The organism is Gordonia westfalica (genome assembly GCF_900105725.1).
Classification (GTDB): Bacteria; Actinomycetota; Actinomycetes; order Mycobacteriales; family Mycobacteriaceae; genus Gordonia; species Gordonia westfalica.
The window spans coordinates 2,386,272-2,405,267 of sequence record NZ_FNLM01000034.1; the positions used below are offsets into that span (position 1 = coordinate 2,386,272).

The window sequence follows — 18,996 nt, forward strand, 5'->3', positions numbered from 1 at the left end:
CCTCCACAGGCTCCGGGGCTCCTCAGGGAGCAGGAATTCTCCTCAGCCGTAGATGGTCTGGCCGGATTCGTCGGCTTCCTTGCCGATCCGACGGGCCAGGAACAGACCCTCGAGTGCCAACTCGAGGGCACTGGCCCGTTCGCCGTCGATCTCCGCCTCGAGGCGTTCGGCGATCGCGTCGAGCACCTCGCCGGTGGTCTCCGGCGACGGGATCGAACCGAGGAAGTCGGCTGCGCGCACACGGTCCCCGGTCACGACCGGTTCACCGCTCTCCAGCGCATCGACGAGCGCCGCCATGTCGATACCGCCGAGATGGGCCCGCACGGTGTCGGCGACGGACTTGCGCATGAGATGTTCGAGGATCTCCAGTTCGCGTCCCTCTTCACCGGACTCGAACTCGATCTTGCCGCGCAACACCTCGATCACCGACTCGAGGTCGACGACGCGCGCGACCGCCTGATCTTCGCCGGTGATCGTGGCGCGGTGAAGTGCCGCGGCGGCCACGGTTTCGGCGCCGGCGATCGAGAAGCGCGCGGACACACCGGAGCGCTGGTCGATGGACGGATGGTCGCGGGCGTAGCGGGTGAAGCGCGCCAGGATCTCCACGATGAAGGTCGGGACGCTCGCGGTGAGGTCGGCCTCCTGCTCGATGACGGCGACCTCGTCGTCGAGTTCGAGCGGGTAGTGGGTGCGGATCTCGGCGCCGAAGCGGTCCTTCAACGGCGTGATGATGCGACCGCGGTTCGTGTAGTCCTCCGGGTTCGCGCTCGCCATCACCAGCACGTCGAGCGGGAGCCGCAGCGTGTAGCCGCGGACCTGGATGTCGCGCTCCTCCATGACGTTGAGCATCGACACCTGGATGCGCTCGGCGAGGTCGGGCAGCTCGTTGATCGCGACGATCCCGCGATGCGCGCGCGGGATGAGCCCGAAGTGGATGGTCTCCGGATCGCCGAGGCTGCGGCCCTCGGCGACCTTCATCGGGTCGATGTCGCCGACCAGGTCGGCCACCGACGTGTCGGGAGTCGCGAGCTTCTCGCTGTAGCGCTGCGACCGGTGCCGCCACTCGATCGGCAGGTCGTCGAGCAGGTTGGCGGCCTTGCGGATCGACGCGGGCGCGATCGGCTCGTACGGGTGCTCGCCGAGCTCCGATCCGGCGATCACCGGCGTCCACTCGTCGAGGAGTCCGACGAGGGTCCGCAGGACACGGGTCTTGCCCTGGCCGCGCTCGCCGAGCATCACCACGTCGTGGCCGGCGATGAGCGCACGCTCGAGCTGCGGGATGACGGTGGCCTCGAAGCCGACGATCCCCGGCCAGGGGTCGCGGCCCTCGCGGAGAGCGGTCAGCAGGTTGTTGCGGATCTCGTCGCGCACACTGCGTTGCACATGACCGCTGGCACGCAGTTCACCCAGGGTGCGGGGTGAAGGATGGCGGGTTTCGGTCGACTGAGAACCATGGGTGGTGAAATTGTCCTCTGGCACGTGATCCACGCTACTCCGAGTTGTGATCTGCGTGCGCACTGTCGGGTGGTCACCGGGGGGCTTCGACGCGGTGCCTCGCTGCGCTCGGTACCGGCTCAGCCGGCAGTGGGGTCGCGCCCGACGAAGCCCATCAGGCGGCTGACGGCGTCGGCGTCGATCGGCACCTCGACCGCGGGTCCGTACTGACCGGACTGTCGCAGCAGGTCGTCGATGGGGATCATCCCGTCGAGCAGCACCTGCGCATAGGCGGTGTCGAGGTCGGGGGTCGCGCCCTGCGAGCGGGCGAGGTCCCAGGAGTGCATGAACACATCGGCCGTGTAGAACCGGTCGACCGCGTCGGCGAGGCGATGCTCCCCCGCCATCGGATGGGTGAAGGTCTCCCCCGCCGACGGTCCGTCGAGCAGTCCCTGCACCGCCGCCGCATGCGCCGACCATGCCCCCTCCGGATCGTCGGCGACCGCGGGTCCGTCCGGCACGGTGATGCCTCCGGCATCGAGGAATCCGGTGAACCAGTCGATGAGGTGGGCCACCACGTCGCGGGCCACCCAGCCGTCGACCGGCGCCGGCGCGTCCCAGTCGGAGACGCCGGCGACGATGTCGGCGAAACCGGCTGCGACCTCGCGGTGCCGGTCGGCCGCGTCGAGTTCGGTCAGTGACATGGTTCTACAGCTCGCCGGCCGCGAGCAGCTTGTCGATGGCGGCGTACCCGTCGTTGACGCCGACCTCCATGCCGGAGGACAGCCACCCGTCGCGCGCTTCGAAACTGTCGCAGAGGGATTGGGCGTGCAGGCGCGTCGTGCCGTCGCCCAGATCCTCGAACCACAGCGTCTCCAGCGACACCTGGTCGGGCATTCCCAGCCAGGTGAAGGTCTGCACGATCTTGTCCTCGCCCACCGTGTGGAAGCAGCCGCGGAACCCGAACTCCTGGCCCTCATGGGTGGAGACGTAGTGCCAGCTGCCGCCGTCGCGGACGTCCCACTCGACGATGCGGCTCTCGATGACGTCGGGGCCGATCCACCGGACGAACAGTTCGGGATCGGTGTGGGCCTTCATCAGCTGGGCGGGCGTCCCGCGGAAGTCGCGGGTGATCCGGATGATCGGGACCTCCTTGTCGGCTTCGATCGCGGCCTCGGGGTAGCGGGTCTGGGTTGCGGTCATGATGCCTTTCCTTCCTTGAGTGTCGTGCCGTTCTCGCCCTCGGGACGTTCCGCCTCCGGGCCGTCGTTCATCTCGGCGAGCAGTACGTCGAGACGCTGGTAGCGCTCCTCCGCCCGCTGTCGGTACCGCTCGATCCATTTGGTCATGAGGTCGAACACCTCTGCTTCCAGATGGACCGGACGTTTCTGCGCCTCCCGGGTCCGGGTCACCAGGCCGGCGTCCTCGAGCACCTTCAGATGCTTGGAGACCGCCTGGATGCTGACGTCGTAGGGCTCGGCGAGCTGGCTGACCGTCGCGTCGGAGACCGCCAGCCGCGCGACCATGTCGCGCCGGGTGGGGTCCGCGAGTGCGGCGAACACCTTGGACAGCTCGTCTGCCATTTCTTCATCCTCCTCAACCGTTTGGTTGAATACAACGATGCGCCCCGCCGCGGATCGTTGTCAACCCCTTGGTTGAATACGACGGCAAAAATAATCCCTATGACGTTGTGCCCGGCTTCCGGGCACAACGTCATCGGGATCTCGAAGGACGGCTCAGGCCGGTCCGACGGGCGCGTCGCCCCGCAGCGTGATGCGGTGCATGACCCGACGGTTGTCGCCGTAGTCGCGGTTGGCGTAGTGCAGGGTGTTGCGGTTGTCCCAGAGCACGAGATCGCCGAGACGCCAGCGGTGGCGGACGATGTGCTCGGGCTTGGTGATGTGCGCGTAGAGCAGGTCGAGGATTCCGCGGCTCTCGGCCTCCGACACGCCCTCGATGTGCGAGGTGAAGCCAGGGTTGACGAACAGCGACTTGCGGCCGGTCTCCGGATGCACCCGCACCACCGGGTGGCTCACCGGCACGAGTTCGGTGACCTCCTTGCCGTCCCAGGCATTTCCGCGTCCATCACGGCGCTGCTTGAGGTAGTAGCCGAATTCGCGACTGCCGTCGTGCACCGCGGTGAGACCGTCGACGAGGCGTCGGATCGGTTCGGACAGTGACCGATACGCGAGTTCGGCGTCGGCCCAGTTGGTGTCACCGCCGTTGCGCGGCAACACGACCGGACGCAGGATCGACCCCGACGGCGGACGCGGCATGAACGTCACGTCGGTGTGCCACACGTCGGCGAAACCGTTGTCGGCGCTGTCGAGTTCGTACACCTCGTCCGGGACGTCACCGCTGTCCCACACCGGGTGCCCGAAAGTCAGCTCGCCCAGTCGATTCCCGAACTCGATGTGCGAGGCGTCGTCGAGCTGCTGATTCCGCAGGACGATGACCTTGTAGTCGATCAGCGCCGCCCGGATGGCCCGCACCTCGTCGTCCGACGCGGTGGCTACGTCGAGTCCGCGGATCTCGGCTCCGAAGCTGGGGCCGAACTCGTCGACGTCGAGCTCGACGCCCGAGGAGACGATGCCCTCGACTGGTGCAGCGGCCCGAACGGCAGGGGTGCGGACGTCAGAAACGGGATGGGAGATGGTCATGATGGTTCCTTCTCGAGGATGGCTGGAGGTGGCGTGGAGCAACAGCCGCCGGCGGGGACCCGTGGTGGGATCCGTCGGACCAGTTCATCGAGTGGAGTGTCATCAGACGCATCGATTCCGTCCCGGCCGCCGGCCCGGTACACGACATGCTCGACGAGCAGTCGCGGTGCGGGGCGGGGGGTGCGGAAACGGACACCCATACTGTCTAATCCCCCGCCGCCCGCCCGCACAGGGTTCGGCCCAGGCTGGGAAAAAAGCTGCGCATGGTGTTGCTGCCAGGGCGACTCGACGACTCGGCCCTTCGGCGTGCTGGATAAGATGAGTCGCATGTCGAGCCCCGAGACAAACACCCGGGGGGCTTTCGGTCACGCCGTCAGCCCCCAGAACCCTTGATCTCCTAGCCCCGTCGGCCGCATGATGCGCGGCGCGACCTCGGGTTCCGTTCGGGTGCCGACCGCGGTGACGAGACGTCTTCTGTTCGTTCTCTCGCCTCGGAGTTTCTCGATGCCGATTGCTCTCTACGTCCTTGCCCTGGCGGTTTTCGCCATGGGCACTTCCGAATTCATGCTCGCCGGCCTCGTGCCGGACATCGCCGCCGGTCTCGGCGTTCCAGTGGGTACCGCGGGTCTGCTGACGTCGGCTTTCGCCGCGGGCATGGTCGTCGGCGCGCCCGCCATGGCCGCCGTCACCCGTCGCCTGCCCACCAGGGCGACGCTCCTCGGTTGCGTCGTCGTCGTTGCACTGCTGCACGGTGTGGGCGCGCTGACATCGCACTTCACGGTCCTTGTCGCCATTCGCGTACTCGCGGCCTTCACCAACGCCGGTTTCCTGGCCATCGCGCTGGGCACAGCGACCAGACTGGTGGCCGCAAACCAGAAGGGACACGCTGTCGCGGTCCTCCTCTCCGGCACCACTGTTGCCACTGTCGTGGGTGTTCCCGCCGGTGCGCTGCTCGGCGCCGCTCTGGGCTGGCGGTCGACGTTCTGGGCGATTGCACTGCTCTGTGTTCCCGCAGCCGTAGGCATCGCCAAGGGCTTCGCCAACCGAGCCGACGAAGCATCGCCGGATGCGGCGGCTGCTCCAACCCTGCGTTCGGAACTGGTGCAGCTCACCTCGCCTCGGCTCGTCGTGCCGATGCCGCTGGCCGCTCTCGTCAACGCCGGTACCTTCGCGACGCTGACGTTCCTTGCGCCGATCGTGACGAACACCGCCGGGCTCACCCGATGGTGGGTCTCGGTGGCGTTGATGCTCTTCGGCTCGGGTTCCCTCCTCGGCGTCACCATCGGCGGCCGGTTCTCCGACGGGCGCCCGCAGCTCCTCGTCGTCGCCGGCGGAGGGCTGCGTGTGTTGGGCTGGATCACGTTGGCCGTCGTCGCGACCAACCCGGCCGTGTTGCTCCCGCTGGTGCTCATCCAGGGCATCCTCGGCTTCGCGGTCGGCAGCACGTTGATCACGCGCGTGCTCTACGCTGCCGCAGAGGCACCCACGATGGGTGGCTCCTACGCCACCGCGGCACTCAACGTCGGAGCAACCGTCGGCCCGGTTCTCGCTGCAGCTTCGCTGGACACGAAGGTGGGCGACCTCGGCCCGGTCTGGGTGGCAGCCTCGACGACCGGAGCAGCGCTGTTGCTCGCCCTGCCTCTCCTGTCGATCATCGCTCCGCGGCTGCCGCCTCTTTGACCGCCGCGCTCACCTCGGCGCGCAGCGCGGCGTACTCGGGAGATCCACGCAGCTCGTCGGGTGTCGCCCCGGTCCGCGGCAACGGGGAGGTGAGGTCGAGGGCCACCCGCCCCGGTCGTCGGCTGAGCACGACGATCCGGGTGCCGAGAAAGGCTGCCTCGTCGGCACTGTGGGTCACGAACACGTTCGTTCGTCCCGAATCCGTGCTCACCGCCCGCAGATCCTCCTGCAGCCGTTCGCGGGTCAGCGCGTCGAGCGCCGCGAACGGTTCGTCCAGCAAGAGCAGTGACGTCTCGGCGGCGAGCGCCCGCGCGATGGCGACGCGTTGCTGCTGTCCGCCCGAGATCTCCCAGATCCGCCGGTCCGCGGTGTCGTCGAGCCCCACGCGGTGCAGCAACTCGTCACGACGAGTAGCTCGCTCCGCCTTGGGGATACGCGCGTACCGGAGGGCGAGATCGACGTTGCCGCCGACGGTCCGCCACGGGAACAGCCTCGGCTGCTGGAACACCACGCCGGCGGTCACACCGGGGACCGGCACCCTGCCGGAGACCTCGACCTGCCCGGAGGTCGCGGGTTCGAAGCCTGCGATCAACCGGAGCAGAGTCGACTTCCCGCAACCCGACGCCCCGACCAGGACGAGGAACTCACCGGGCGGCACCTCGAGGTCCACCGGACCGACAGCGGTGACGGCGTCGGCCCCGGAGCCGTAGGTCCGCGTGACGCCGTGCAGACCGATCGATCCGGTCCGGCCGCTCGTCGGTGTTGCGACCCGGTCGGCATCGACGACCTGGCTACTGCTGTTCGACGACACCCGGTAACCCCTTGGTGTAGATGGCGTCCTGGAAGGTCTTCAGCGGCGGCGCCGACGGGATCTGCTGCTGTTCGGCAAGGAATTCGGCGGCACTGTGCAGGTTCTCGGCGAGGTTGCCCGGGTTGCCCTCGGTACCGAGCCAGGTCGGTGAGGTCAGTTCGGCGACCGTCAGGTAGGTGCCCTGCTCCAACTGGTTGGCTGCATCCTCGGGCGTCGTGTTGAGCTGTGCCGCAACCGCTTGAGCGGCGGCCTGCGGATCGTCCTTGATCAGGGTGAGAGCGCGCGCCTGGACCTTGCGCCAGGTGTCGACGACCTCCGGATGGGCGTCGGCGAACTCGGTCGAGACGACGCCGAGGTCGAGCGTCGGCTTGCCCGCGGTGGCGAGCTCACGGCTCGCGATGATCGTCGTGCCGTCGTTGCGGAGTTCGTCGAGCGTGGGCAGCCAGGTGTAGACCGCGTCGACGTCACCGCGCTGCCATGCGGCCAGCGAGGCCTGCGGTTGGAGGTCGATCAGGTCGACGTCCTTGGGGTCGACGCCCGCCTGGTTCAGCGCGGCGAGCAGGCTGTAGTGCGCGGTCGACGCGAAGGCGGTGGCGACGCGCTTGCCCTTCAGGTCCGCGATCGTGTTGATCCCGGTGCCGTTGCGGGCGACCAGCGCCTCGTTGTCGCCGGCGACGTCGAGGACGAAGACGACCTCGTACGGAATGTTCAGCGGCGCGGACAGTCCGCGGGCGACGGGGCTCGAGCCGATGGCGCCGAAGTCGATCTCCTTGGCGACGAAGGCGGTGTTGATGTCGGCGCCCGAGTCGAACTTGGTCCACTTGATGTTGTAGTCCGGCAGGGCTTCCTCGAGCCAGCCGTTGTTCTTGACGATCAGGTCGCCGCTCGGGAACGACTGGTAGGCAAGGCGAATCGTCGGCTTGCTGCTGTCCTCGGAGTTGTCGACCGAGCACCCGGCGAGTACCAGCATCGCTGCGGCCAGCACTCCGAGCAGTGCGCTCACCGAGCGCGCTCCCCTACGGTTACCCGCTCCCCTGAGTTCGATTGTCATTGCGTGTCAGACCTTTCCGCGCCACGGCACCACTCGGTGCTCGATTGTTCGAAGGAGCCCGTCGATGATCAGTCCGGACAGACCGATGGCGATGATGCCGACCAGGACGACGGGGGTGTTGTTGTAGTTGCTGGCGTCCTTGACCACGCCACCGATTCCGGGGATGCCGTTGAACAGTTCGGCGGCGACCACCGAGGAGTACGCGATGCCGACCGACAGCCTGATCCCGGTGAAGGTCTCCGGCAGCGCCGACGGCACGACGACGTCGCGGATGACCTCTGTCCGCGAGGCGCCGAGTGCTCGAGCCGCCTCGATCAACGCCACCGGCGCGGCACTGACCGCAGCGGTCGTCGCGACCGCCGCCGGCGGCAGCGCAGCGAGTGCGAGCAGGGTGATCTTGGGTGCCTCGTCGATGCCGAGCCAGATGACGAGCAGGAAGAAGTAGGCCAACGGCGGCAGCGCTCGCAGGAACGTAAGCCACGGCTCGAGCAGGCGTCGAAGCCAGCCGACGGTACCCATCGCGAGTCCGAGCAGGACACCGAGGATCACGCCGATCACCACGCCCGCGAACACGCGGCGCAGCGTCATGTACAGGTGTTCCCACCAGTAGTAGTCGGCGTAGCCGCGCACTCCGTTGTGCGTGGTCGACATGTCGACGAAGGCCTGCCACACGGTTCCCAGACGTGGGACGAACGTCTCACTCCAGATCCCGCTCACCGCAACGAGTTGCCAGACGACACCGAACACCAGGACCGACAGCAGCGGCAGGCCGGATCGGGTCGCGATCGATCGCAGACGCGATGATCCACCAGGCGGTTTCGGTTCGGAACGGCCCCCCGGCGCGTCCTCGGGAACGATGTCCACGAACAAGGTCACCGTGCATGTCTAGAGGCCTGAGATGTCGTCGGAAACCAGACTTATCGTCGTCGCGACGGAAAAGCCGACGCCATGCGTGATTCGCGGAGCCGGTGTGGTTTGATCACCGCCGCCAGACCCGTTACAGACTCAGAGCGGGTCGCCGGCGTCGAACTCCGGCACGACCTCCGCGACTCCGTCGAGCTCATCCTGAACTCGGTGGTACAGGTGACGTCCGGTGGCCAGCCATTCCCGAGCATCGGGCAGGTCGTCCTCTGGGTCCCGCGCATTCCAGTGGTCGTTCCAGGATTCGAGCTCATCGGCCAGCGTGACAGAGATCCCGAGTTTCGACGGATCAGCTGGATAGTTGTCGGTAAAGCTCTCCCACAGCGGCCCCGCACCACCCCATTCCGGAAACATCCGCACCACGCGGAGCCCGTCGGGCAGCACGATGGGTTCGCCTAGTCGGGAACGCGACATCAAGTAGCGCTGCTGCATGTCACGACGCCGCCGATGCTCGGCGCGGGAGGTGGGCCGGACGCGGTAGTCACCGCCGAGCAACCACGTCGGCTCCGACGTGCCGTGTTCACCGGTCACGGCGAGCGAGAACAGTTTGCCGGTGTCGGTGAAGTGATAGTCACCGTCCTCGATGGCCGTCTCCACGTCGTAACCGTCGTGTTCGATGATTTCGGCGACGTACCCGGTGCCGTCAAAGGCGAAGCCGTACAGACGCATGCGCGGATAGGCCGCGCTCCACTCGTCACCGGCAGAACTCGTCATGTGCCTCCCCGTTTCCTGTGGCGGCTTTCGACGATACGTCGCTCAGCTGACCGCCAGCCACACCGCGAGGCCGATGCCGGACAGTCCGACGACGATCCGCAGCGGACCCGCGGGCAGGCGCTTGACCACCGGCGGGCCGCACCAGCCGCCGAAGAGACAACCGATCGCCATCGCGAGTGCCGCCCACCAGTCGACCGGACCGAAGATCATGAAGCCCACCGCCGCAACGGCGTTGGCGACACCCAGGAACACCGACTTGGACAGCGCTGCACGCCACAGCGGTTCGCTGGTCACCACCAGCATCAGGGCCAGGATCATGATGCCCGCGCCGGCACCGAAGTAGCCGCCGTAGATACAGATCAGGAAGAGGCCGAGGATGAAGACCCACGGCCGTTCCGCGTGCGAGGTCGCCCAGCGACGCAGAACCGGTTGCACGAGAAGCGCTATGGCAGCGATCGCCACCAGGAACGGGACGAGTACCTCGAAGGCGTCGGCAGGCGTGACGAGAAGCAGTGCAGCGCCGACGGTTCCGCCGAACAGGGCCACGATCAACCCGATGACCAACCGTCGGCGATCGCCGTCGAGCAGGGCCCTACCCGACTGCGCGGTGCTGCCCACCCCGACCGCGACGAGTGCGACCGTATTGGTCACGTTCGCCGCGATCGGGGTGAGACCGACCGCGAGAAGTGCGGGGTAGCTGACGATGGACGCCAGTCCGGTGATGTAACCGATCAGGCCTGCGCCGAAACCGGCGACGACCAGTAGCGCGAGATCAGTGAGCGAAATGGCGTGCCCCGGTGAGGTAGAGCGTCACGCCCGCCTCGTCGGCCGCCTCGATGACCTCTTTGTCACGGATCGAACCACCCGGCTGCACAACGGCCTTGACGCCCGCGGACAGCAGCACCTGCAGACCGTCCGGGAACGGGAAGAAGGCGTCGGACGCGCCGACGCTCCCCGCGGCGCGGTCACCGGCACGCTGAACGGCCAGATGTGCGGAGTCCACGCGGTTGACCTGTCCCATGCCGACGCCCACCGATGCGCCGCCGGAGGCCAGCAGGATCGCGTTCGACTTCACCGAACGGCAGGCACGCCATGCGAATTCGAGATCGGCGAGCGTCTGGGCGTCGGCGGGCGGACCGGCGACGAGGTTCCAGTTGGCCGGGTTGTCACCCTCGGCGTCGATGACGTCGCGCTGCTGCATGAGCAGTCCACCCGAGACCGGCTTGGTCTCGATCCCGGTGGCCGACGGCGGCGTCGCGACCAGCACGCGGATGTTCTTCTTGCGGGTGAGCACCGACAGCGCGCCGTCGGCGAAGCCCGGTGCGACGATGACCTCGGTGAAGATCTCGGCGACCTGTTCGGCCATCTCGACGGTGATCTCGCGGTTCGCGGCGATCACGCCGCCGTAGGCGCTGACGGGGTCGCAGGCGTGGGCCTTGCGGTGTGCCTCGGCGATGTCGGCGCCGACCGCGATGCCGCACGGGTTGGCGTGCTTGATGATCGCGACCGCGGGGGCGTCGAAGTCATACGCGGCGCGCCAGGCGGCGTCGGCGTCGGTGTAGTTGTTGTAGCTCATCTCCTTGCCGTGCAACTGCTCGGCGGTGGCGAGGCCACCGTCCCCGGCGTTGCCGACGTACAGAGCGGCGGCCTGGTGCGGGTTCTCGCCGTAACGCAGGACGGCCGAACGGTTCCAGGTGGCACCGGCCCAGGCCGGGAACTGCGAATCGTCCTCGGGTGCGACGACGCTGGACATCCACGAAGCGACGGCCACGTCGTAGTCGGCGGTGTGGCGGAATGCCTTGGCAGCCAGCTTCTTCCGGTCGGCAAGAGTGAAGCCGCCGACCGAGATCGCCTCGGTCACCAGGGCGTAGTCGTCGGGGCTGGTCACGACGGCCACCGACGGGTGGTTCTTGGCGGCGCCGCGCACCATCGACGGGCCGCCGATGTCGATCTGCTCGATGCACTCGTCGGGGGTCGCGCCCGAGGCGACGGTCGCGGTGAACGGGTAGAGATTGACGACGACGAGATCGAATGCGGCGACGCCCAGATCGGCGAGCTGCGCGACGTGGTCGTCCTTGCGGGTGTCGGCGAGGATGCCGGCGTGGACCTTGGGGTGCAGGGTCTTCACCCGGCCGTCGAGGCACTCGGGGAAGCCGGTCAGGGTCGAGACCTCCACGACCGGGACTCCGGCGTCGGCGATGGTCTTGGCGGTCGATCCCGTCGAGACGATCTCCACGCCGGCGGCCTGGAGTGCGGTCGCGAGGTCGGCCAGGCCGCTCTTGTCGTAGACACTCACCAGAGCGCGCCGGATGGGTCGGCGGGCGCTGTCAGCGGGCTGTGCGTTCACGGGATGCGGGCCTTTCGTCCATCGATGACTACTCCACGGGTGACCAGTGCGGTCACCACTTCGGCGAGCAACACGCGCTCGACCGTTTTGATGCGTTCGTGCAAGGTGTCGACGGTGTCGTCATCGTCGATCGTGACCACCTGTTGCGCCAGGATCGGGCCGGTGTCGACGCCGTCGTCCACGAGGTGGACGGTCGCACCGGTCACCTTGACGCCGTAGTCGAGGGCCTCGGGCACACCGTGTGCGCCCGGGAACGACGGCAGCAGCGCGGGATGACTGTTGACGATCCGCCCGCCGAAGCGTTCGAGGAAGGCAGGCCCGAGGATCTTCATGAAACCGGCGGTGACCACCCAGCCCGGATCGAACGCGGCGACCTCGTCGGTGAGCGCCGAGTCCCAGGCCGCTCGATCGGCATGGTCGGCGACGCGGCAGGTGATCAGCGGGATCTCGTTGCGTTGCGCGATCTCCTGGGCCCGGCAGGCGCGGTCGACCACGATGGCCGCGACCGAGAAGGGGGCGTCGTCGGCGGCGGCACGGGCGAGCAGCGACTCGAGCAGAGAACCGGTACCAGACGCCATCACCACGACAGGGGTGCGTGCAGGCGCGGTCTCCGATATCACGCCTGCGAGCCTAATGGCAGCACGTCGAGCAAAATTCGTCGGGTCTCAGCGCCGGCGACCGGCACCTGGTGTACCGGGGTAGAGGTCGTAGTCGGCATCGTCGACGAGATCGCTGTCGTCGAGGTCCTCGACCGCGTCGTCGTACTCCGACTCCTCGTACGCCGGGTCCTCGTGGTCTGCATCGCCGAAGTCGGCGTCGTCGTATTCGGCCGCGTCGTCGTCTCCGTACTCGACCTCCGCCTCGGCGTACTCGACGTAGTCGTCGTCCTCGTCGAGGTCGGCGACGATGACGTATTCGTCCTCGAAGCCGAGGTCGTCCGGATCGTCGAAGTACTCGTCCCCGACGGCGGCCCGGGCTGCCCGGGTCGACGGCAGGAAGGCGTAGACGAGTGCGAGGAGGATGCCGATCACCGCGATCCAGCCGAGTGTGAAGACGCCGGCCGCGGAGACGGTGACCGCGACGTCACCGAACTCGCCCAGCGATCCGCCGGCGGTCGCGGTCAGGATCGCCATGGCCGATGCGGCGACGGCGGCGGCCACCCCGATCGACCGCACATGTGCGACCGGGTTGAGGTCTCGGCAGCGCCACGCCACGAAGGCCGCCACGGCGGCGGGGGCGACCAGGCCGAGGAAACCCCAGCTGCCGGCCCCGGTTCCGTCGGGCAGGACGGCGAGAGCGGGGACAGGCGGGACCGCTCCCCCGCGGACGGTGAACAGGTCGACGGTCATCGCGCCGATCTGGACGTCGGAACCGAGGAGCACCGCCGACGCGCCGACCATCAGATTCGGAAGGTACATCAGCGACAGCAGGCTGAGCCCGAGGAAACCGTCGAAGTCGTAGCCCGTCTCGATCAGCTCGCCGATCTGGGTGTGCCGCATCAGCATGCGCAGGCACACGAGCACCGCACCGGCGACGATCAGCGCCAGCACGGCCACGAGACCGTATTTGAAGCCGCGGCGGTCGGCGTAGGACATCCCCCACCGGGCCGCGAAGTCGTGCCGCCGCACCCACGTGACGCCGGCGAGCGACGCACCACCGTGGATGCCGATCGTGTAGGCGAAGGCGATCAGCGCGTTGGGCGTCTCCACCGGGAGTACCGATCCGCCGTCCATCACGATGGCCAGCGACATGGCGGTGATCAGCAGCGGACCGACGATCGCCGAGCACACCACCGCACCGACGTCGAAGAGGTCGTGGGCTGATCGTTGCGCGGGTCCGCCGCCGATCGCGCGGGTCGTCAGGCGGGCGGTGCCGAGCGCGACGACCAGGGTCGGCAGCAGCGGGAGCACGCCGATCGTGACGCCGCTGATGGTGACAGGCACCTGATGGATCGCCAGCCAGCTCGACGCGATCGCACTGGGCAGGCCGGTGAGACCGCTGCCCGCGAGCAGCAGCACCGTCAGCATCACGACCACCAGCGTGACCAGGGCGAGGGCGGGAACGGTGAACGCGACCACGGCCAGCTGCCGGGCCGAACCCTCGACGGAGTCGCGCTGGGCACGACGGGATCGCCGCAGTGCACGCAGCTGCGACGCGAGGTTCTCCGCGGTCGAGTCGGGCCTGAAGGTGGGCATCGTCATGAGCGTGGCACGGTCGGCGCCCGGGCTGTCGGAGACGCGCCGCGATGGGACGGAAAGCGTTTCACGTCACCGGGCACCCGCCCCCGGATACGAGAGTGCCCCGCCGACTCGTGTCGGCGGGGCACTCTCGACTGCCTGGGTCAGCTGCCGCTGCTCAGTCGTGACGCGATCAGCTGCCGCTGCTCTTGGGCGGTTCGGGCTTCTGGAAGACCGTGGTCGAGTGATCGGCGGCCGGACCGGTGTCCGACTCCGACGCGCTCGCGGACGCACCGCCACCGGCCGGGGAACCGGAGGCGCCTGCCGAGTACTGGCCGGGGCTGTAGCCGCCGTAGCCGGACTCACCGTGCGCCGAGGCCTGGCCCGACTGGGCGCCCGATCCCGGGTAGCCGTTCTGGCCGGCTCCGGACGCCTGCGAGTATGCGGACGGGTCGTAGGTCGCCGACGACTGCTGGCCGTACTGCGACTGGCCGCTGCCGTATGCGGAGGCCTGGGCATCGCCCTGTCCCTGCCCAGCGGTCTGCTGGCCCGCCGACGCATCGGTGGCCGACGTCGCGGTCGCGATCGGTCCGGTGGCCGACGACGGGGCCGCCACCGCGGGGGCCACCTTGATGACGTTCGCCTCGACGAGCAGCCACACGACCGCGAGGACCGCGGAGAGCAGCGAGAAGATCAGCAGGACGATCGCGCCGGAGGCGTTGTCGTCGACGCTGAGGAACTGGAACAGCGTGATCAGGAACGCCGTGACGGTCAGCGATGCCACGATCGGTGCCGCCGCGACCTTCGCGCCGGGGATCAGCGAGATCAGCGAGAGCACGCCGGCGACGGCCACCAGCGCGTACGGGGCGTTGTACTGCGTCTGGAACAGCTGCACCTCGAAGTCGTAGGCCTGCGCGGCGGCGAGGAAGCCGCTGAACAGCACGACGAGACCGAACAGACCGATCACACCGGCCAGGATCGTCGGGGTGATCGCGGGCAGGCCCTGGCTCGGCGGCTTCACCGGCTGCTGCGAGTAGCCGTACTGGCCGTAGCCCTGCTGGCCGTAGCCCTGCTGTCCATAGCCCTGCTGCTGGCCGTAGGACTGGCCATAGCCCTGCTGGCCGTAGGACTGGCCGTAGCCCTGCTGCTGGGGGCTCTGGCCGTAGCCCTGCTGGCCACTCTGCGGGTACTGCTGGCCGTACTGGTCCGAACCGGAGGTCGGCGACCCCTGCGATCCGGTGTTCTGGGAACCGGCCTGCGGGTAGCCCGAGGGACTCCCGTACTGGCCGTAGGACTGGCCGGACTCGGGCTGCTGCCCGTAGCCCCCCGATGGATACGTCATGGCGATCTCCTGGTCGGCTCGTCTGGGTTATCTGGCTCAGGTCGCGCGCCGGTGATGACGCCGATCGGCCGTCACCGCCCCGACGGGCACAACTCCCGGCCCACGGTAGTACATGTGACCCGCGGGTCACATGAACGATTCGACGTCGATCGCGTCGACGACGATCTCCACGCTACTCATGGCGAGCCGAACAACGGCGAGACCGTCCACAACGATCACCAGCGGTGAGCTCGGCCCTGTTCGGCGTACCAGTCGATGAGTGAGTAGTCGTCGACCGACTTGGGATCGATGTTGACCTCGGATCGGCCGGCCAGAATCGCCGTGACCGGAACCTCGAGTTTCTTGCCGGTCCGGGTGTGCGGGATCCCGGGTGCCTCGATCACCTCGTCGGGCACATGGCGTTTCGACAACCGGTCGCGGACCGCGGCGGCGATCCGGGCGACGACGGCGTCGTCGAGAACCGCGCCGGGGACGAGGGTGACGAACAGCGGCATCCAGTAGGCGCCGCCGGGTCCGTCGACGCCGAGGACGAACGCCTCGGCGATCTCGTCGAGGGCCTCCACCACCTCGTAGATGTCGGCCGATCCCATGCGGATTCCGTGCCGGTTCAACGTCGCATCGCTGCGGCCGTGGATGACCAGTGAGCCGCGCTCGGTCACGGTGACCCAGTCGCCGTGTCGCCACACCGGCCCGTCCGGATGGGCCGTCGGGCCCTCCCACTCATGGTCGAAGTAGGCGGACCGGTAGCGGGTGCCGTCGGGGTCGTCCCAAAAGCGCACCGGCATCGACGGCATCGGTGCGGTGACGACGAGTTCGCCGACCTCGCCCACGAGCGGGGTGCCGTCCGGGGCCCAACTCTCGAGCGCCACACCGAGATAGCGGACCGACAGTTCTCCGGGCACCACCGGTACCCCGATCGATCCGCCGGCGAAGGCCGAGACGATGTCGGTGCCCCCGCTGATCGACGAGATCGGCAGTCCCCGCTTGACGTGGTCGTCGACCCAGGTGAAGAGGTCGGCGGCGAGCGAAGAACCGGTGCTGCCCAGTGTTCGAAGGGCTGCGAGGTCGTGGTCGCGGCCCGGTTCGAGACCGGCCTTGCGTGAGGCCTGCAGCTGTCCGGGCGAGGTGCCGAAGTAGGTGACCTTCTCGTCGGCGACGATCTGCCAGAGCTTGTCGGCGTCCGGGTAGAGGGGAGAACCGCTGTAGCAGATGATCCGGGCCCCGCAGAGCAGACCGGCGACCTGGTAGTTCCACATCATCCAGCTCAGTGCGGTCTGCCAGAAGAACACGTCGTCCGACGACAGGTCGCCGTGCAGCGCCCCCGCCTTGAGGTGTTCGACGACGACGCCGCCGTGACCGTGCACGATCCCCTTGGGTCGTCCGGTCGTCCCCGAGCTGAACAAGATCCAGAGGGGATGGTCGAAGTCCACGAGGACCGGTTGCGCCTCACCGGCCTCGACGGTGAGGGCGTCGGCATAGTCGATGAGGGCCGGCCCCTCCCCCGGTGCACCGCCGGCCTCCCCGCCGATCGTGATGTGCGCGACGAGTTCCGGGAGCAGGCCCGCCAGTTCGGCACTGTCGGAACGCTTGTCGATGTCCTTGCCGCCGTAGCGGTAACCCCCGGCACTGAACAGGACCTTCGGTCGGAGCTGGCCCAGCCGACTCGCGGCGCCCTGGGGCGCATAGTCCTGCCCGCATCCGGACCAGACGGCGCCGAGGCTCGCGGTGGCGAGGAACGCGACGACCGCCTCGGGGATGTCGGGCAGGTAGGCGGCCACGACGTCGCCGGTGCCGATCCCCTGCGCCCGCAGCGTCGCGGCCAGGGAGGCGACCATTCCCGGCAGCTCCGACCAGGCGATCTCAGAGCGTTCACCCGTCTCGTCGATGCCGACGATCGCCGCACCGGGAAGGTCGGCGTGGCGCAGGATCTGGTCGGCGTAGTTCAGCCGGACACCGGGGAACCACTGGGCGCCGGGCATCCGCGCATCGGCGAGAACGGCGTCGTCCCCCTCGCCCAGGGGTTCGGCGGCCGGCGCATCGAGGTCGAAGAACTCCCACACCGCCCGCCAGAACTGGGCCGGCTGCCGCACCGACCACGACCACAGTTCGTCGTAATCTGCTGCGCCCGTGCCGAATCGTTCCTCGACGTGTCGGCGGAACCGCTCCATGGCGGCACCGGTCATCTCAGGTCCTCCAAGATGTGAGTGGCCTCTTCGCGCATCGCGACCTTGCGAACCTTTCCGGTGACGGTCATGGGGAATTCCTTGACCACGTGGACATATCGGGGGATCTTGTGGCGGGCGATCTTGCCGTCGGCGAAGGCGCGGACGTCCTCGGCCGTGAGATCGGCTGCGTGGTCGCGGAGTCGGACCCACGCCATGAGTTCCTCGCCGTACCGCTCGTCGGGGACACCGATCACCTGGGCATCGAGGATGTCGGGGTGGGTGTATAGGAATTCCTCGATCTCGCGCGGATAGATGTTCTCGCCGCCGCGGATCACCATGTCCTTGATCCGGCCGGTGATGCGGACGTACCCGGCGTCGTCCATCTCGGCGAGGTCGCCGGTGTGCATCCAGCCGTCGGCGTCGATGGCCTCGGCAGTCTTCTCGGGGTCGTTCCAGTAACCGGTCATCACCGAATAGCCGCGCGTGCACAGCTCGCCGGTCTCGTTGCGCCCCAGCGTCTCCCCGGTCCCGGGGGCGACGATCTTGATCTCCAGATGCGGGCCGACCTGGCCGACGGTCGTGACACGCAGTTCGAGCGGGTCGTCGACCCTGGTCTGCGTGGACACCGGCGACGTCTCGGTCATGCCGTAGCAGATGGAGACCTCGCTCATGTGCATGCGCTCTACCACCTGACGCATCACCTGCTCGGGACACGGCGAGCCCGCCATGATCCCGGTGCGCAGCGAGGAGAGGTCGGGACGGTAGCCGTCCGGAGCGGCGTCGAGGAGCGCGAGTTCGGCGATGAACATCGTCGGCACGCCGTACAGGCTGGTGCAGCGATGTTCGGCGACCGCGTCGAGCGTGGCCTTCGGGTCGAAGGCGGGGCCCGGGATCACCATGGCCGCACCGTGACTCGTGGCGGCGAGGTTTCCCATCACCATGCCGAAACAGTGATAGAACGGCACCGGCAGGCAGATGCGGTCGTCGGCGGTGTAGTCGAGCAGCTCACCGACGAGGTAGCCGTTGTTCCCGATGTTGCGGTGCGAGAGGGTCGCACCCTTCGGGAATCCCGTTGTGCCCGAGGTGTACTGGATGTTGATCGGGTCGTCGGCGGACAGCGACGCCGCGGTGTCGGCCACCCGGGCGAGTTCCTCCGCGGAGGGCGCGGCGGTCAGTTCCGCCCACTCCGGCGACTCGAACGTCACCACGGTCCGCAGTTCCTGGCACTTCGGGCGCGCCTCCGCCAGCATCGACGCATATCCCGAGTCCTTGAAACGTTCGGCGGCGAGGACGACGCTCGTTCCGGACTGCGTGAGGGCGTACTCGAGTTCGTTCTGGCGATAGGCAGGGTTCAGGTTGACCAGGATCGCACCGATCTCGGCGGTGGCGTACTGGGTGAGCACCCATTCGAACCGGTTGGGGGCCCACAGTCCGACCCGATCTCCCGGCGCGACGCCCAGCCGCAACAGACCTGCGGCCAAGGCCTTCACGTCGCGGTGGAACTCGGTGTAGGTCCACTGCCGTCCCGCGGCGGCGTCGATCAGCGCGACGCGATCGCCGTACTGTTCGACGGTCCGCGCCAGGGTCGCGCCGATCGTGTCCGTCAGAAGCGCAGGACTCTGCGGCCCGTGGGTGTGCGCGAGGTTCTGGGCGTGAGCGTCAATGCTCATGGCGGGCTCCGGTTTCTCGGTGGT

17 protein-coding genes are annotated in these 18,996 nt (G+C 68.2%); 1 reads left to right on the forward strand and 16 read right to left on the reverse strand.

Going from position 1 to position 18,996, the window contains the following annotated elements:
* Nucleotides 1–42: 42 nt before the first annotated feature.
* The 5 genes from BLU62_RS16285 to BLU62_RS16305 form a co-directional block, all read right to left on the reverse strand.
* Nucleotides 43–1,488: a sigma 54-interacting transcriptional regulator gene (locus tag BLU62_RS16285; RefSeq protein WP_074850697.1), complete on the reverse strand. Its 1,446-nt coding sequence runs from the start codon at nucleotides 1,486–1,488 to the stop codon at nucleotides 43–45.
* Between the two features lie 86 nt (nucleotides 1,489–1,574).
* Complete coding sequence (locus tag BLU62_RS16290) at nucleotides 1,575–2,138, reverse strand: DinB family protein (RefSeq protein WP_074850699.1); 564 nt, start codon at nucleotides 2,136–2,138, stop codon at nucleotides 1,575–1,577.
* Between the two features lie 4 nt (nucleotides 2,139–2,142).
* Nucleotides 2,143–2,637 (reverse strand): SRPBCC family protein, encoded by a 495-nt coding sequence (locus tag BLU62_RS16295; protein WP_074850700.1) that lies wholly within the window; start codon nucleotides 2,635–2,637, stop codon nucleotides 2,143–2,145.
* The gene (locus tag BLU62_RS16300) at nucleotides 2,634–3,017 is read right to left on the reverse strand and encodes an ArsR/SmtB family transcription factor (RefSeq protein ID WP_074850702.1); all 384 of its coding nucleotides are present in this window, start codon (nucleotides 3,015–3,017) and stop codon (nucleotides 2,634–2,636) included. The genes BLU62_RS16295 and BLU62_RS16300 overlap by 4 nt, the downstream gene beginning before the upstream one ends.
* Before the next feature lie 153 nt (nucleotides 3,018–3,170).
* Nucleotides 3,171–4,094, reverse strand: coding sequence for a TauD/TfdA dioxygenase family protein (locus tag BLU62_RS16305; protein ID WP_074850704.1), 924 nt, complete (start codon nucleotides 4,092–4,094; stop codon nucleotides 3,171–3,173).
* Between the two features lie 504 nt (nucleotides 4,095–4,598).
* On the opposite strand from BLU62_RS16305, the gene BLU62_RS16310 reads away from it, so the two are divergent.
* Nucleotides 4,599–5,774 (forward strand): Cmx/CmrA family chloramphenicol efflux MFS transporter, encoded by a 1,176-nt coding sequence (locus BLU62_RS16310; RefSeq protein WP_074852947.1) that lies wholly within the window; start codon nucleotides 4,599–4,601, stop codon nucleotides 5,772–5,774.
* Here the strand turns inward: BLU62_RS16310 and BLU62_RS16315 are convergent.
* The 11 genes from BLU62_RS16315 to BLU62_RS16365 all read right to left on the reverse strand — a co-directional run bounded on the left by BLU62_RS16315 (nucleotide 5,746) and on the right by BLU62_RS16365 (nucleotide 18,972).
* On the reverse strand, nucleotides 5,746–6,585 hold the full coding sequence (locus BLU62_RS16315) for an ABC transporter ATP-binding protein (RefSeq protein WP_074850706.1): 840 nt from the start codon (nucleotides 6,583–6,585) through the stop codon (nucleotides 5,746–5,748). The genes BLU62_RS16310 and BLU62_RS16315 overlap by 29 nt on opposite strands.
* On the reverse strand, nucleotides 6,566–7,636 hold the full coding sequence (locus BLU62_RS16320; protein ID WP_074850708.1) for a taurine ABC transporter substrate-binding protein: 1,071 nt from the start codon (nucleotides 7,634–7,636) through the stop codon (nucleotides 6,566–6,568). Before BLU62_RS16320 ends, BLU62_RS16315 begins: the two co-directional genes overlap by 20 nt.
* A gap of 6 nt (nucleotides 7,637–7,642) precedes the next feature.
* Nucleotides 7,643–8,512 carry an ABC transporter permease gene (locus BLU62_RS16325; protein WP_074850710.1) on the reverse strand — a complete coding sequence of 290 codons (870 nt, stop codon included), beginning with the start codon at nucleotides 8,510–8,512 and terminating at the stop codon, nucleotides 7,643–7,645.
* Between the two features lie 129 nt (nucleotides 8,513–8,641).
* On the reverse strand, nucleotides 8,642–9,271 hold the full coding sequence (locus tag BLU62_RS31645; RefSeq protein ID WP_084811811.1) for a hypothetical protein: 630 nt from the start codon (nucleotides 9,269–9,271) through the stop codon (nucleotides 8,642–8,644).
* 42 nt (nucleotides 9,272–9,313) lie between these two features.
* Nucleotides 9,314–10,057: a sulfite exporter TauE/SafE family protein gene (locus BLU62_RS16335; protein WP_074850711.1), complete on the reverse strand. Its 744-nt coding sequence runs from the start codon at nucleotides 10,055–10,057 to the stop codon at nucleotides 9,314–9,316.
* Nucleotides 10,044–11,618, reverse strand: a complete 1,575-nt coding sequence (gene purH, locus BLU62_RS16340) for a bifunctional phosphoribosylaminoimidazolecarboxamide formyltransferase/IMP cyclohydrolase (protein WP_074850713.1) — start codon at nucleotides 11,616–11,618, stop codon at nucleotides 10,044–10,046. The genes BLU62_RS16335 and purH overlap by 14 nt, the downstream gene beginning before the upstream one ends.
* Complete coding sequence (gene purN / locus BLU62_RS16345; protein WP_074850715.1) at nucleotides 11,615–12,238, reverse strand: phosphoribosylglycinamide formyltransferase; 624 nt, start codon at nucleotides 12,236–12,238, stop codon at nucleotides 11,615–11,617. The genes purH and purN overlap by 4 nt, the downstream gene beginning before the upstream one ends.
* Before the next feature lie 45 nt (nucleotides 12,239–12,283).
* Nucleotides 12,284–13,813: a cell division protein PerM gene (locus BLU62_RS16350; protein ID WP_074852949.1), complete on the reverse strand. Its 1,530-nt coding sequence runs from the start codon at nucleotides 13,811–13,813 to the stop codon at nucleotides 12,284–12,286.
* 175 nt (nucleotides 13,814–13,988) lie between these two features.
* On the reverse strand, nucleotides 13,989–15,137 hold the full coding sequence (locus tag BLU62_RS16355; protein ID WP_074850717.1) for a DUF5336 domain-containing protein: 1,149 nt from the start codon (nucleotides 15,135–15,137) through the stop codon (nucleotides 13,989–13,991).
* A gap of 215 nt (nucleotides 15,138–15,352) precedes the next feature.
* On the reverse strand, nucleotides 15,353–17,320 hold the full coding sequence (locus BLU62_RS16360; RefSeq protein ID WP_074850719.1) for an acetoacetate--CoA ligase: 1,968 nt from the start codon (nucleotides 17,318–17,320) through the stop codon (nucleotides 15,353–15,355).
* Nucleotides 17,317–18,972: an AMP-binding protein gene (locus BLU62_RS16365; protein ID WP_074850720.1), complete on the reverse strand. Its 1,656-nt coding sequence runs from the start codon at nucleotides 18,970–18,972 to the stop codon at nucleotides 17,317–17,319. Before BLU62_RS16365 ends, BLU62_RS16360 begins: the two co-directional genes overlap by 4 nt.
* Nucleotides 18,973–18,996: the final 24 nt, after the last annotated feature.